The following is a 14,008-nucleotide window of genomic DNA, read 5'->3' on the forward strand; positions in this document are numbered from 1 at the left end:
CCTTACAGATCGTCCGGGCCCAAGAGCATTTCTGTCAGGCCGCGGCCTGCTTTCACCATCGGGAACACGTTTTCGGTTTGGTCCGTGATGAAGTTCAGAAATACCAGGCGGTCTTTGTGCGTGGTGAAAGCTTCGCGAATAGCGGGGACCACATCGGCTGGCTTGTCGATCTCCAGACCCACGTGACCATAGCTTTCCACCAGTTTGACAAAGTCAGGCAGTGCATCCACGTAAGACTCGGAATAGCGCGAGCCGTAGTCGATTTGCTGCCACTGGCGCACCATGCCCAAATAACGATTGTTCAGGCAAAGAACCTTGGGGCTCAAGCGGTACTGTTTACACGTAGACAGTTCCTGGATGTTCATCTGAATGGAGCCCTCACCAGTGATGACGGCAACATCCTGGCCAGGGTTGGCCATTTGCACACCCATTGCGTAAGGCAAGCCCACGCCCATCGTGCCCAGGCCACCGGAATTGATCCAGCGACGAGGCTTATTGAATTTGTAGTACTGAGCCGCCCACATCTGGTGCTGACCCACATCAGAAGTCACGAAAGCGTTGCCGCCCGTCACTTCCCACAGGGATTCCACCACGTATTGCGGCTTGATCAGCTCGTCCGACTTGGCGTAGGCCAAGGAGTTCTTGCCACGCCAGACATTGATCTGTTTCCACCAATCATTCAGGGAGGGCTGGTTCTGCGATTCCTGACGGCTTTGCGCATACAGCTCATTGAACTCTGTCAGCACGTCTTTGACACAGCCCACGATAGGCACATCAACTTTCACGCGCTTGGAAATTACCGAAGGATCAATATCAATATGAATGATCTTGCGTGGGTTCTGACCGAAGTGGCGGGTATTACCAATCACTCGATCATCAAACCGTGCACCCACTGCGATCAGAACGTCGCAATGCTGCATGGTCATATTGGCTTCGTAAGTACCATGCATGCCGGGCATGCCGATGTACTGATCCGCCGTACCTGGATAGGCACCCAGACCCATCAAGGTAGTCGTGCAAGGAGCACCGCTTAACTTGACCAGCTCATTGAGTTCGCTGTCAGCATTACCCAGCACCACACCACCACCAACGTAAATCAGCGGGCGCTCGGCGCTATTGAGAATCTGGACAGCTTTCTTGATCTGCCCCTGATGGCCTTTGATCACAGGTGCGTAGGAACGCATCTTGACCTCGCCACGCTTGGGCGTGTATTTGCACGTTGCAGTCGTAATATCTTTGGGGATATCAATCAGCACAGGACCAGGACGGCCTGTCGTGGCAATAAAAAATGCCTTGCGAATGGTATCGGCCAAATCACGAACATCGCGCACCAGGAAGTTGTGCTTGACGCAAGGACGGGTGATACCGATGGCATCACATTCCTGGAAAGCATCTTCACCAATTGCCTGGGTGCTGACCTGCCCACTGATGATGACCATCGGAATGGAGTCCAGGTAAGCGGTCGCAATACCGGTGACGGCATTGGTGACGCCCGGGCCACTGGTTACCAGTGCCACGCCAACTTTTTGGGACGAACGGGAATAGGCATCCGCAGCATGAACAGCAGCCTGTTCATGACGCACAAGAATGTGCTGGAAGCGGTCCTGCTTGAAGATTGCGTCGTAGATATAGAGAACGGCACCACCCGGATAACCGAAAACGTGTTCCACGCCTTCGTCCGCGAGCGTGCGCACAACAATATCTGCGCCATTTAATTCAGACATGAGTTTTCCTTTCAGTCTTGCTCTGCAATATCGACTGACCACGACGGTCCGAGCTTGAACCGATGTCAGCAACATGATCTGGCGCTTCATGGCCCACAGGACCACACCACCCAGACACATTACCGTCCGGCCTGCACTCTTCGACACCCAGTGCGTGCATACACAAACGTATGCGTTAGCTTGAAACGGAAGTCCTGGCATCCCACGCTTGTGACGCGGCCAGCAACAAAGTTTTTAGGCGCAAAAAACCGGGCGGATGGCCCGGTTAACAGTGCCTCGCTACAATTTGCTCGGATAAGGAGCAAAAACACCTGGTTACTTTACCTTGACTGCACAAAGCGAGCAACTGTGATTGTTGGTAAAGTGCAAAAAAACAGGCTTAAAGCTTGCATACGTAAAACGATATACTGTCTACCTATGACGAGCTGTCCGGGTATTTTATGGCATCGCCCATCCCACAATTAAAACAATTCCTGTATAGCCACTATTTTTTCGGCGGACTGCGCCAGTCCATCGGTGTGCTGTTGCCGGTCATTATTTTGGGCCGCTTCTTTGGTCACTATGACATTGGCGTCATTGCGTCCATGGGTGCCACCTGCGTTGCCATCATTGACCAGCCCGGCGGCCCACGCCGCTATCGCAACAATGAAATGCTGGGCGGTATTGCGCTGGGCACGGTCACCGTTGGCCTGACAGGTCTGGCCTCCAGCTCTCCCCTGCTGCTGGTGCTGTGCGTACCGTTTCTGTGCTTTCTGTACAGCATGTTCTCCGTGTTTGGTCGTCGCGGCGGGCTGATCGGATTTGCCGCCCTGCTGCTGATGACCTTGACGATGCGCTTTCCCATGCAGCCTCACGAGGTACTGGCGCACACGCTGTATTCCTTTGCCGGCGGTCTGTCCTATTACTTGTTCAGCACCCTGTTCCGACGCTTGTTCTGGTATCGGGAAGAGCGCCAGACACTGGCGGTAGCCCTGTTTGCCACGGCTGAATACATGGAAGCGCGCTCGCAATTCTATGACTCCACCTCGGATCTGGACGCCTGCTATAGACGGCTGATCAATCTTCAATCCAATATGACCGAAAAGCACCAGGCCGCTCGCGACGTGGTACTGCGTGAATTGCCGCGCGGTTATGGACGAGGCGATCACCATCGCAAGGCACTGCTGACCATCTTCTTGAATATGGTCAGCATTCTGGACTCGCTGGTCGCGACCTATACCGACTACACCGTCCTGCGCCGTCAGCTTTCCGACAGCGATTTCATGGTTTTTGCGCGTGATGGCTTGCACAAGCTTTCGTTGGATATCGGCCGCATTGCCATGAATGTTTCGCGCAGCGCTCGCACCACCCGTCGCTCCAGCGTCAAAGCGGAAATCCGCGCCATGGAATACGAGCTGGAGAAGTACAAACGTCAGGGCATGTCTCAATCCGACCCTGAGACCTACGCCCTGCTAGTCCAGGTCTTGCGCCGACTGCGTAACCTGAACCGCATTGTGGACAGCATGGCAAGCCTGTCGCATCGTGCCAGCCAGAATATGCCAGTCGATCAATACCTGAATAAATCGCTAAGCCGCATGCTCTCGCGTGAAGAACTGCGTTTGGGCATGCTCAGCAGCAATATGAAGCTGAAGTCCTCGCACTTCCGCTACGCGGCACGTGTCAGCATTGCGTCCATGGTGGCCCTGGGAGTGGGTGCACTCAGCGCTCATTTCCAAAGCGAACTGGGCCTGGTCAGCGCCCTGACAGCGCACAGTTACTGGATCATCCTGACCATTCTGGTCATTATGAAACCGGGCTTTGCCATCACGCGCCAACGCAATGGCTGGCGCCTTTTTGGCACGGTACTGGGCTGCGGGGCGGCCTTCCTGCTCCTGAAGCTAACGGACAACCGCGAGCTGTATCTGATCGCCATGTTGCTGGCCTACCTCCTGGGTAACAGCCTGGTTCAGCTGAACTTCCTGCTATCGGCCCTGTTCAACACAATCTTTGTGATTTTGTCCTTCCAATTCCTGTCCACGGGCGGCTCCTTCATCATTGGAGAACGTCTGGTGGATACGCTGATTGGTTGCGGCATCGCCATGGCCGCCAGTTACCTGCTGCCCAACTGGGAGTCCAGCGCCATGACAGGCCTGGCCCGAGCAGCCTTGGCCGCCAACAAAGAGTTCTGGCGTGCAGGGCTGGAATTCGCTCGCTTGAGCCGCCTGCATAACCAGATCCTTAAAAACGGTCAGGAAGGCGAACCCACCATGACAGAGGCCCAAAAAAACCAGGTGGATCTGGACTTGATGGAAGCCGACACCGCCTGGCAAGTGGCAAACAAGAACGTACACATTGCCTTCAGCAACTTTGCATCGGCCTTTTATCGCATGATGGATGAACCAGTTAGCCGACAAGCCAATGTATCCCTGCTGAATAATCTGCTGATTCAGAACCACGTGCTGGCCTCGCAGATCAGTGCCGCTGCCCCGCTTCTGGCTAATTTGAGTCAGATTCCGCCAGGCATCCAGAACTCCCTGGATGCCATTGGCGCACTGATTAACGACCAGGATGCCGACCCGCCTGCCTCCATCGAAACCGACGGTGAGCTGGCCATGCTGGCCTACCCTATCCGTCAGATGGTCAAGGCCGCCCAACTGATACGTCAGGATATGAGAGGCCTGGAATACAGCGCTGGCCCGCAACTGCCGCCTGAGCGCAAGCAGGAACTGAAACAGCAAGGGGCCTGATGGCCATGCCATGTCCCGTATACATTTGGAGCTCGGTGTCGGGACCAAATAAACAAGAACTCAAAGCACAAAGCACAAAGCACAAAGCAAAAGAGCATAGGGTGCCAAGCCCTCCTCAGTTCGCAGGACCAAAAATAAAAAGGCAAGGCGCAAATACATGGCCTTGCCTTTCCTTTTTTACCTGCAAGACCGCAGATCAGCTAAAGAGCTGTTCTTACGGCGCAAGCAACAACGCTAACTACTTATCAAGCCTTGGCATCGTGCTCGGAGCGACGGAACACCAGCTTGTCCTCGCTGGAGAGCTCAGGCTGGAATACATACCCCTCGCGATCAAACGCCTTCAAGCCTTCCACTGTTTGCACACGCTTGTCGATGACAAAGCGGGCCATCAAACCACGGGCTTTCTTGGCGTAGAAACTGATAATCTTCCAGACACCGTTTTTCTCGTCCTGGAAAACGCACTGAACCACACGGGCACGCAAGGCTTTTTGATCGACCGCCTTGAAATACTCTTCGGAGGCCAAGTTCAAGACAACGGGCTTGGCTTCGCCTTCCTGACGCTCGTTCAAATAATTGGCAATCCGGCTGCCCCAGTAAGCGTACAAATTGGCACCTTCGGGATTCTTCAAGCGAGTGCCCATTTCCAGACGGTAAGGACGCATCAAATCCAAAGGACGTAAAGCACCGTACAAACCGCTAAGAATCACAATGTGGTCCTGGGCCCACTTCAGCTCCTTGTCCGACAAATCCGTTGCAGCCATGCCCTCATATACATCACCATTAAAAGCCAGAATGGCCTGACGGGCATTGGAGCGGTCAAACTTGGGCTCCCACTCCTGGTAACGCTGGACATTCAAGCGCGCCAGGTCGTCGCTCAGCTTCATCAAGCCGGCAATACCCTCTTCGGACTGAGTGCGCAAAATATCAATCAAGCCTTGCGCCTGCTCCACAAACAGAGGCTGGGTTTCCAGCTGCGTGCGTACAGGGGAATCGTAGTCCAGCTTTTTCGCTGGCGAGAGCAATAACAACATGCGCCTATATCCTTTCTTTCCAAACAGATAAAGGGCCATGCCCTTTATCTGCCATCTACAAAACACGCTTTGACAGCAATTAGCGAGCCGTCCAGCCACCATCCAGACTTAGCGTCGTACCCGTCATTTGGTCTGCGGCGGCAGACGACAGGAACACAGCAGCACCGCCCAATTGTTCAGGAGTCACAAACTGCAGGGAAGGTTGTTTCTCAGCCAGCAGCTCGCGTGCGGCAGCTTCAATATCAATCCCTTTTTGCTGGCTGATAGCTTCGATCTGCTTTTCCACCAAGGGAGTCCGTACCCAGCCCGGGCAGATTGCGTTGCACGTAATACCCTTGCCAGCATTTTCCAGTGCGGTCACTTTGGTCAGGCCCACGACACCATGCTTGGCAGCCACATAAGCCGATTTATTTACCGAGGCCACCAGACCATGTGCCGAGGCGATATTGATAATCCGCCCCCACCCCTGCTTTTGCATGATGGGCAAGGCAGCCGCTGTGCCGTGGAAGACGGCTGACAGGTTCAAGGCAATGATGGCATTCCATTTATCCACCGGGAATTCTTCGATAGGCGCGGTGTACTGAATACCAGCGTTATTGACCAGAATATCCAAACCGCCCAAGGCCTCTGCCGCCTTGGCAATAAAGTCACGCGTGGCCTGTGCGTCGCTCAAATCAGCATTCAGATAATAGGCTTTGACACCAAACTTGGACGCCAGCGTGCTGCGCTCGCGCTCGATATCTTCAGGCTGACCAAAACCATTGATCACCAAATCTGCACCGGCTTTTGCCAACTCGGTGGCCATGGCCAGACCGATACCACTGGTCGATCCTGTTACGACCGCTTTTTTACCTTTCAGCATAGATACCTCGTGAGTATGGACAACAGGGAACTGAAACCCCAAGTGTACTCGGCGGTCTGCATTGCCGGGAAATGCAATGGGCTCGTTTTGTCAGCAATCATCAAGGCTTGCAAAACAAGGCCAAACGCCATCGGACCAAGTACTAGCGCATTACCCCCTAGAACTTCGGCCTGCGCGGGGAAAAGTCGGCCATACACAATGTTGCGGATGAGTTTTCCGAACATCGGCCGCGACTGACACTTTTACCTTAACGTTCTTATGTGACAAAACAGCCAATAAACCATGCTGAGAGAGCAGGACGATCAAACCAGCAGAAAATAAAAAAGCCCTTGAATAATCAAGGGCTTTCAAAATTTCAGGTGGCGGACAGGGTGGGATTCGAACCCACGGTACGCTTGCACGTACGCCTGATTTCGAGTCAGGTACATTCGACCACTCTGCCACCTGTCCGCGATTGCTTATATGGTTACAAGCAAGCCCATAAATATAGATCAAAGAACACTCTTTGACAAGCACTAAAGAGACATAGCACTTGCGTCAAAGAGCGGAGTTTCTTGATAAGACCAGCCACTCAAACCAAAGAGCTCTTTTCAATCAAGGGTTTACCCTCTATTTTGGCCTAATTCACTTGTTCACCCTGAGCCGCAGGCCTATATTGGAAACACACATTGATGCATCGCAGCCCTGCCTTTCCAAGGCAGTCCTTGTAATTCCGGCACAACTTGCTGGACTTGATAAAAGGAATTGTCATGCAAACCTTCCAATGGATTATCGACGCCAACGGCGACGGCATATACAGCCTGAATGAGGTTCTCCAGACTCTGCGCTGGGCTTTTCGGATACCAGGCAGCCTGGTAGTTGAAACCTTGGGTTCCATCCCGGTTCTGTCTGATCTACTGCGTATCCAGGCTTCAGAAGCGACAGGCTACGCTTCTTTGCGAGGCGGATTGGTCAATATCCTGTCGTTATTCTTCTGGGCCGCACTCTGTCTCTGGTTTCTGGAAGTCAACTCCAAGCCACGTGCAGAGCCTGCGCAACGCAACGTACGCCATGCGCCACACTTGAGCAAGCAACTGGATTCTGTGCACGGTCGGCAGCTGCACGCGAACTACAACCGGCGCCCTGTCCGCCATCGTCAGGTTGAACGCCATACCTTCTAGATGCTCTCATGCACTCATGCACTCATGCCCTCCTGCCGCAAAAGGAGAAACATGTGTTAAGAAAGGTAAACCCCTGGCATAGCGCATACGAACCGTGTTGCGTTTGGAAGTGCTTTGCCAGGATTACCTAACGTTTGGACTACAGGTTTTAGGCAACAATCGCTGCAGCTAGTGTCATTAGAGGTGCAGCTTATGAAAAAACTACTATTAGCCGGTTTAATGGCCTTGAGCACCAGCGCCGCCTCTGCGGGCGGTGTAAATGTCGATATCAATGTCGGTATTCCGGGTATCGGTTACGGGCCGATCTACTACCCACCCGCTCATGTTGTGGAACGCCCGGTTTATGTCGCCCCACCCCCAGTGGTTTACCACCCGCCACGTTACGTCTATCGTCCCGGCTACGTGGAATATGGTCGCTCCAACAAGGAATGGCGCAAGGAGCAGCGACGCGCTCACAAGCGCTGGCGCAAACAGCAGGAGCGTTACTGGGATGATGACTAATCCATCACTACGGAACCATGAATGAAAAAGGGCTGAGGACCACAAAGGTCATCAGCCCTTTTTCCATTCCGGACAGTGACTTTATTTAGCCGGCACCAGACGTTCCAGTCCGCCCATATAAGGACGCAGAACCTTGGGCACAATCACGCTGCCATCTTCTTGCTGGTGGTTTTCCAACACAGCCACCAAGGCGCGGCCTACGGCCAGGCCAGAGCCGTTCAGCGTATGCACAAACTCCGGACGTGCCTTGCTGTCGGCGCGGAAACGCGCCTGCAGACGACGAGCCTGGAAAGCCTCGCAGTTCGACACCGACGAGATCTCGCGGAACGTGTCCTGGGCAGGCAACCACACTTCCAGATCGTAGGTTTTGGCGGCAGAAAAGCCCATATCGCCAGTGCACAGTTGCACTACACGGTATGGCAGTTCAAGAGCCTGCAGAACATGCTCGGCATGACCGACCATGGACTCCAGCGCCTCATAGGATTTTTCAGGATGAACGATCTGCACCATTTCAACTTTGTCGAACTGGTGCTGACGGATCACGCCACGGGTGTCTCGGCCACCGCTACCGGCTTCCGAACGGAAACAAGGCGAGTGAGCAGTCAGGCGGATAGGCAGATCGTCACCGGCCAGAATCTCGTCACGCACAGTACCGGTCAGGCTGATTTCGGAGGTCGAGATCAGGTACAGGTCTTCAGGCTTGGATTCGGTCGGATCGGCTGGCTCGTTGTCCTGACCACCTTTGGTGACCCAGAACATATCGTCCTTGAACTTGGGCAATTGGCCGGTACCATACAGCGTGGACGCGTTCACGATGTATGGGGTGTAGCACTCGGTATAGCCGTGCTCTTCCACTTGGGTATCCAGCATGAACTGGGCCAGAGCACGGTGCAAGCGAGCCAGAGGACCACGCAGAACCATGAAACGGGCGCCAGCCAGCTTGCGAGCGGCTTCAAAATCCAGACCAAACTGCTCACCTAGATCCACGTGATCACGCGGCTCAAAGGTGATGTGCGCAGGATTGCCCTGATCATCTTTAGGACCGGGGATCCAGCGACGTACTTCAACGTTGTCTTCTTCGGACTCGCCTACCGGCACGCTTTCGTGCGGCAGGTTAGGAATCGTGGCGAACCAGGAGGACAGCTCGGCCTGCACTTGGGACAAGTCCTGCTCCAGCTGCTTCAGGCGCACCGGAATTTGCTGGGATTGAGCCAATGCTTCGCTGGCGTCTTCGCCCTTGGACTTGAGCTGGCCGATGCGTTTGGCCAGTGCATTGCGCTCGGCCTGCAAGGTTTCGGTTTCCACCTGTACCGCTTTGCGGCGGGCTTCCAGCTGCTGGAAACGCTCGGTGTCAAATTGCACGCCACGTTTCGCCAGGCCCTGTACCAGCGGCTCCAAGTCTTTGCGTAATTGGTTCAGATCTAACATTTAATAGCCATATAGGTGATGGTTCAATCCCGATTGATCTGGTGATTTTAACCACAAGCCACCACAAGCGCAGCACAGCGCAAGCAGTACGGAGATATCGGGAAATACGGGGGTGACAGGTCAGGCAAGCGCCTGTCCTGTCTTAGGTGTCTTTTTTACCGGCCTGCTCATCCAGCTGACGCAGGCGCTCCATTTTTTCAGCAATCTTGATTTCCAGACCACGAGGCACGGGCTGATACCAATGCGGATCGGGAATACCATCTGGCAAGTAGGTCTCACCCGCCGCGTAGGCATTGGGCTCGTCATGCGCATAGCGATACGCATGACCGTGGCCCAGCTCTTTCATCAGCTTGGTGGGCGCGTTGCGCAAATGCACTGGCACTTCGCGGCTTTTATCCTGCTTCACAAAGGCGCGGGCCTGGTTGTATGCCATATAACCGGCATTGCTCTTGGCTGCGATAGCCAGATAAATCACGGCCTGCCCTAACGCCAGCTCCCCCTCGGGGCTGCCCAGGCGCTCGAAGGTCAAGGCTGCATCGTTGGCAATTTGCATGGCGCGCGGATCGGCCAGACCGATATCCTCCCAAGCCATGCGTATGATGCGGCGCGACAAATAGCGGGCATCAGCCCCGCCGTCCAGCATCCGGGTCAGCCAATACAAGGCGGCATCCGGGTTGGAGCCGCGCACCGATTTATGCAAAGCAGAGATCTGGTCGTAGAAATTGTCGCCCCCCTTGTCAAAACGCCGGGAGTTCAGGGTCAGCGCATTTTGCAGGAAGTCTGTCGTGACCAACTCGGTGCCGGAAGTCTTGGCGGCCGTATTGGTCTGCTCCAGCAGGTTCAAAAAGCGTCGGGCATCGCCGTCGGCATAACCGATCAAGATGTCGACGGCTTGATCCTCAAACTCCAGGCCATCCAGGGCATTTTGTTCCTGTACACGGCGTAGCAGAAGTTTGAGTTCATCATCCGTCAGAGACTTGAGCACATAGACTTGCGCCCGCGACAGCAAGGCCGAATTAACCTCGAAGGACGGGTTTTCCGTGGTGGCACCAATAAAGGTCACCAAGCCGCTTTCAGCATAAGGGAGCAGCGCGTCTTGCTGAGACTTGTTGAAGCGGTGTATCTCGTCCACAAACAGTATGGTGTGCTTGCCCATGGCCAGATTCTGCTGGGCCTGCTCCATGGCGGCTCGGATATCTTTCACGCCTGAAAAGACGGCGGACAAGGCGATGAACTCGCATTCGAATGCACTGGCCGTCAAACGTGCCAGCGTGGTTTTACCCACGCCGGGAGGCCCCCAGAAAATCATGGAGTGTGGTTTGCCGGACTGAAAAGCCAAACGTAGTGGCTTGCCCTCGCCCAGCAGGTGAGACTGCCCTACCACCTGATCCAGAGTTTTGGGGCGTAGTGCTTCGGCTAAAGGTGCGGCGGGTTCCTGAGCGAACAAATCACGCATGGCGATCGCCCTTCCTAAAATGGCAAGACCTGGCCAAGCGGACCAGGTCTGTATTGAAAACTTGTTTTGTCAGAGCCAGCCAAACACTGACCCTGACGATAGCGGCACAAAAACAGAATGTGCATCAAGGCATGGAGACGACATCCACTCCGGCAGGAGCCTTGAACGTGAAGGTACCCAAGGTAATCCGAGGGTTCGGTTCCAAGCCGGTGAAGTCGATATACGTGGTTTGGCCGAACGAGTCCTGCAATTCCAGACGACGTGGCTCACGATCCTTGAAGCCGATGTCTACGTAGGAAAAGCCGGCATCGCTTTGCAACGGTGTGGCTCGGATCCACTCCAATCCATCCCGTGCATCTTGCTCAACCAGACGGAAGGAGTCTTCCAGATTGCCAGTACCAAACAAGATCGCAGCAGGCGAAGCGCCGATGGACTGGTCCACACCACGCTCGGTGACCTGGGCCAGATCCGGGTCGTATTGATAAAGCAGCTTGCCGTCAGACACGATCAATTGTTCATAAGGGCGTTGCACATGCCATTTGAACTGGCCAGGGCGCTGAAACACGAATTGCCCGGATTGCGGCGCACCTTTGGACTGGCCGTTGCTATCGACCGTACGCTGGGAAAACTCGCCTTTCGCAGCACGCACATCTTGCACAAAAGAGCGCAATTGCTCGCTGGCCGAAGCGGCCATGGTCAAGGCAGGTGTAGTGGCCAGCAACATGCTGACCAGCAGTGTCTTAATCTTCATCTTTGGCACCTCCTGCGGGGACCAGAATTTCACGGTTACCGTTAGGCTGCATAGCCGATACCAGACCGGCTTGTTCCATTTGTTCCAGCAGTCGGGCTGCCCGGTTGTAACCAATACGCAAATGACGCTGCACCGACGAAATCGAAGCGCGACGATTCTTGATAATGACTTGAACAGCCTGGTCGTACAGCGGGTCCGCTTCAGCATCGACCATGCCAGTAGCGGGGTTGACCCCCTCACCCGATTCGCCTTCGACAGCACCTTCCAGCAGGCCTTCGATGTAATCGGGTTCGCCGTGTTCTTTCAAGTGTTCAACCACGCGGTGAACTTCCTCATCGCTGACAAAAGCGCCGTGCACTCGTTTAGGCAAACCTGTACCGGGCGGCAGATAGAGCATATCGCCCATGCCCAGCAAGGTTTCCGCACCCATCTGATCCAGAATGGTGCGCGAGTCGATTTTGGAAGACACCTGAAAAGCAATACGGGTAGGAATGTTCGCCTTGATCAGACCTGTAATCACGTCCACGCTAGGGCGCTGAGTAGCCAGAATCAGGTGGATACCAGCCGCACGGGCTTTCTGGGCCAAACGAGCAATCAACTCTTCGATCTTCTTGCCCTGCACCATCATCAAGTCTGCCAACTCGTCAATAATGACGACAATCATGGGCAGAACAGACAACGGCTCGGGAGCGTCCGGCGTCAAAGAGAAAGGATTGGGGATAGGCTCTTCACGCTTTTGCGCTTCGCGTATCTTGGCGTTGTAACCGGCCAAATTACGCACGCCCAGCTTGCTCATCAAGCGGTAGCGTTTTTCCATTTCGGCCACACACCAATTCAAGGCGTTGGAGGCCAGACGCATATCCGTGACCACCGGAGCCAGCAAATGAGGAATGCCTTCATAGACACTCATTTCCAGCATCTTGGGGTCGATCAGGATCAGGCGCACGTCTGCCGGGTCTGCCTTGTACAGCAGCGACAGAATCATGGCGTTAATCCCCACGGACTTACCGGAGCCGGTTGTACCTGCCACCAGCAAATGAGGCATCTTGGCCAGATCCGCCACCACGGGTTTACCGGCAATATCCTTGCCCAAAGCCATGGTCAGCAAGGAAGCACTGCTGTGATAGGTCTGCGAGCCTACGATTTCCTCCAGACGCACCATTTGGCGGCGGGGGTTGGGCAGTTCCAGGCCCATCAGGTTTTTCCCGGGAATAGTTTCCACCACCCGGATGCTGACCAGACTCAAGGCACGGGCCAGGTCTTTGGCCAGATTCACGATCTGGCTACCCTTCACGCCGGTGGCAGGCTCAATCTCGTAGCGCGTAATGACCGGCCCCGCCTGGGCGGTCACCACCGTCACAGCAACACCGAAGTCCGACAATTTCTTTTCAATCAGGCGCGAGGTGAACTCAATGGTTTCCGGCGACACCGTTTCTACATTGTCAGAGGCGGGGTCCAGCAGGGACAGCGGAGGCAAATCGCCCGCTTCGCCAGCCTGACGAGGCGCCTTGAACAAGGTCTGCTGCTTCTCTTTCTCGACGCGCTCGGATTTGGGCACAGCCACAAAAGCAGGTTCGATACGCACAGGCTGTTCGTGGACCAGTTGCTCCTGCTTGGCGACCACGCTTTCCGTGCGCTCGGCACGTTTGACCTCGCCCACGCGACGATCCTGACGGGCTGACCAGAAAGTCATCAAACGGCGAATCGTCCCTTCGATGAAGCCGCCCAGACGTTCTGCCAACGTCAGCCAGGAAAAACCGAAGAACAAACTGGCTCCGCCAGCGAGCAGGCCCATCAGCACCAGAGAGGCTCCACCAAAGCCTATCGAAGTTACTAATAGTTGCGATAATAATTGGCCTAACTGCCCACCAGCCCCCGCAGGGAGCTGCCATTGCTGGCCCAGATCTTTAAAAAACAGCGATTCCAGGCCCATGCTGCCCAGAAACAAAAAGAAAAAGCCTATGCCAATTTCCCAGCGCACCCGAGGCAGAACATCCTCGTTTTTAGTGCTGGGCAAAAGCAAAGCGGTCAGACGGTAAAAGCCCACGGCCACGCGCTGCACCAGCAGCACCACCCAAAGCCAGGCCGTCAGACCAAACAGAAACAAGAGGAAATCGGCGATGTGGGCACCAAAGATGCCCCCGCCGTTTTGGGTCAGACCCGAGTGCACGGAATGCGACCAGCCGGGATCGCCCGGATCCCAGGTTGCCAGTACCAGGCCCAGCCAGGCTGCCAGAGCAGCGAAGATAATCCACCGTGCTTCGCGCAGCAGTCCTGTCAGGCGCTGTTGCAGGGCTGAAGGCCCATTACGCACATTTTTGGATGACCGGGACGAACGAGGGGATGTTGCAGGTATTCTTGCCATGGAC

At 54.9% G+C, this 14,008-nt stretch carries 10 protein-coding genes and 1 tRNA gene; 3 read left to right on the forward strand and 8 right to left on the reverse strand.

Annotated elements, in window-relative coordinates:
- Nucleotides 1-2: 2 nt before the first annotated feature.
- On the reverse strand, nt 3-1,724 hold the full coding sequence (gene ilvB / locus NBV64_RS13405; protein ID WP_021446893.1) for a biosynthetic-type acetolactate synthase large subunit: 1,722 nt from the start codon (nt 1,722-1,724) through the stop codon (nt 3-5).
- 440 nt (nt 1,725-2,164) lie between these two features.
- Here ilvB and NBV64_RS13410 point away from each other — a divergent pair, with 440 nt between their 5' ends.
- Nucleotides 2,165-4,450, forward strand: a complete 2,286-nt coding sequence (locus tag NBV64_RS13410) for an FUSC family protein (protein WP_250755929.1) — start codon at nt 2,165-2,167, stop codon at nt 4,448-4,450.
- 245 nt (nt 4,451-4,695) lie between these two features.
- On the opposite strand, the gene yaaA is transcribed toward NBV64_RS13410, so the two are convergent.
- From yaaA to NBV64_RS13425, 3 genes are all read right to left on the reverse strand, one after another.
- On the reverse strand, nt 4,696-5,481 hold the full coding sequence (gene yaaA, locus NBV64_RS13415; RefSeq protein ID WP_250755930.1) for a peroxide stress protein YaaA: 786 nt from the start codon (nt 5,479-5,481) through the stop codon (nt 4,696-4,698).
- A gap of 79 nt (nt 5,482-5,560) precedes the next feature.
- A complete protein-coding gene (locus NBV64_RS13420; protein WP_250755931.1) occupies nt 5,561-6,343 on the reverse strand; it encodes a 3-hydroxybutyrate dehydrogenase in 783 nt (260 codons plus the stop codon).
- Nucleotides 6,344-6,703: 360 nt separating this feature from the next.
- Nucleotides 6,704-6,793: transfer RNA gene (locus tag NBV64_RS13425), tRNA-Ser, on the reverse strand.
- A gap of 299 nt (nt 6,794-7,092) precedes the next feature.
- On the opposite strand from NBV64_RS13425, the gene NBV64_RS13430 reads away from it, so the two are divergent.
- A complete protein-coding gene (locus NBV64_RS13430) occupies nt 7,093-7,503 on the forward strand; it encodes a hypothetical protein (RefSeq protein ID WP_009456725.1) in 411 nt (136 codons plus the stop codon).
- 192 nt (nt 7,504-7,695) lie between these two features.
- The gene (locus NBV64_RS13435) at nt 7,696-8,004 is read left to right on the forward strand and encodes a hypothetical protein (RefSeq protein ID WP_026483206.1); all 309 of its coding nucleotides are present in this window, start codon (nt 7,696-7,698) and stop codon (nt 8,002-8,004) included.
- Nucleotides 8,005-8,085: 81 nt separating this feature from the next.
- Here the strand turns inward: NBV64_RS13435 and serS are convergent, their stop codons facing one another.
- The 4 genes from serS to NBV64_RS13455 all read right to left on the reverse strand — a co-directional run bounded on the left by serS (nt 8,086) and on the right by NBV64_RS13455 (nt 14,004).
- A complete protein-coding gene (gene serS, locus NBV64_RS13440; RefSeq protein WP_021446897.1) occupies nt 8,086-9,432 on the reverse strand; it encodes a serine--tRNA ligase in 1,347 nt (448 codons plus the stop codon).
- 142 nt (nt 9,433-9,574) lie between these two features.
- Nucleotides 9,575-10,888 (reverse strand): replication-associated recombination protein A, encoded by a 1,314-nt coding sequence (locus NBV64_RS13445; protein ID WP_250755932.1) that lies wholly within the window; start codon nt 10,886-10,888, stop codon nt 9,575-9,577.
- A 124-nt stretch (nt 10,889-11,012) separates the two neighbouring features.
- Entirely contained in the window at nt 11,013-11,639 is a 627-nt protein-coding gene (lolA, locus tag NBV64_RS13450; protein WP_009456740.1) for an outer membrane lipoprotein chaperone LolA, read from the reverse strand.
- Nucleotides 11,629-14,004 (reverse strand): DNA translocase FtsK, encoded by a 2,376-nt coding sequence (locus tag NBV64_RS13455; RefSeq protein WP_031232634.1) that lies wholly within the window; start codon nt 14,002-14,004, stop codon nt 11,629-11,631. Before NBV64_RS13455 ends, lolA begins: the two co-directional genes overlap by 11 nt.
- Between the last annotated feature and the right edge of the window lie 4 nt (nt 14,005-14,008).

The sequence above is a fragment of the Alcaligenes sp. DN25 genome, assembly GCF_023674485.1.
Lineage (GTDB): Bacteria > Pseudomonadota > Gammaproteobacteria > Burkholderiales > Burkholderiaceae_B > Alcaligenes > Alcaligenes phenolicus.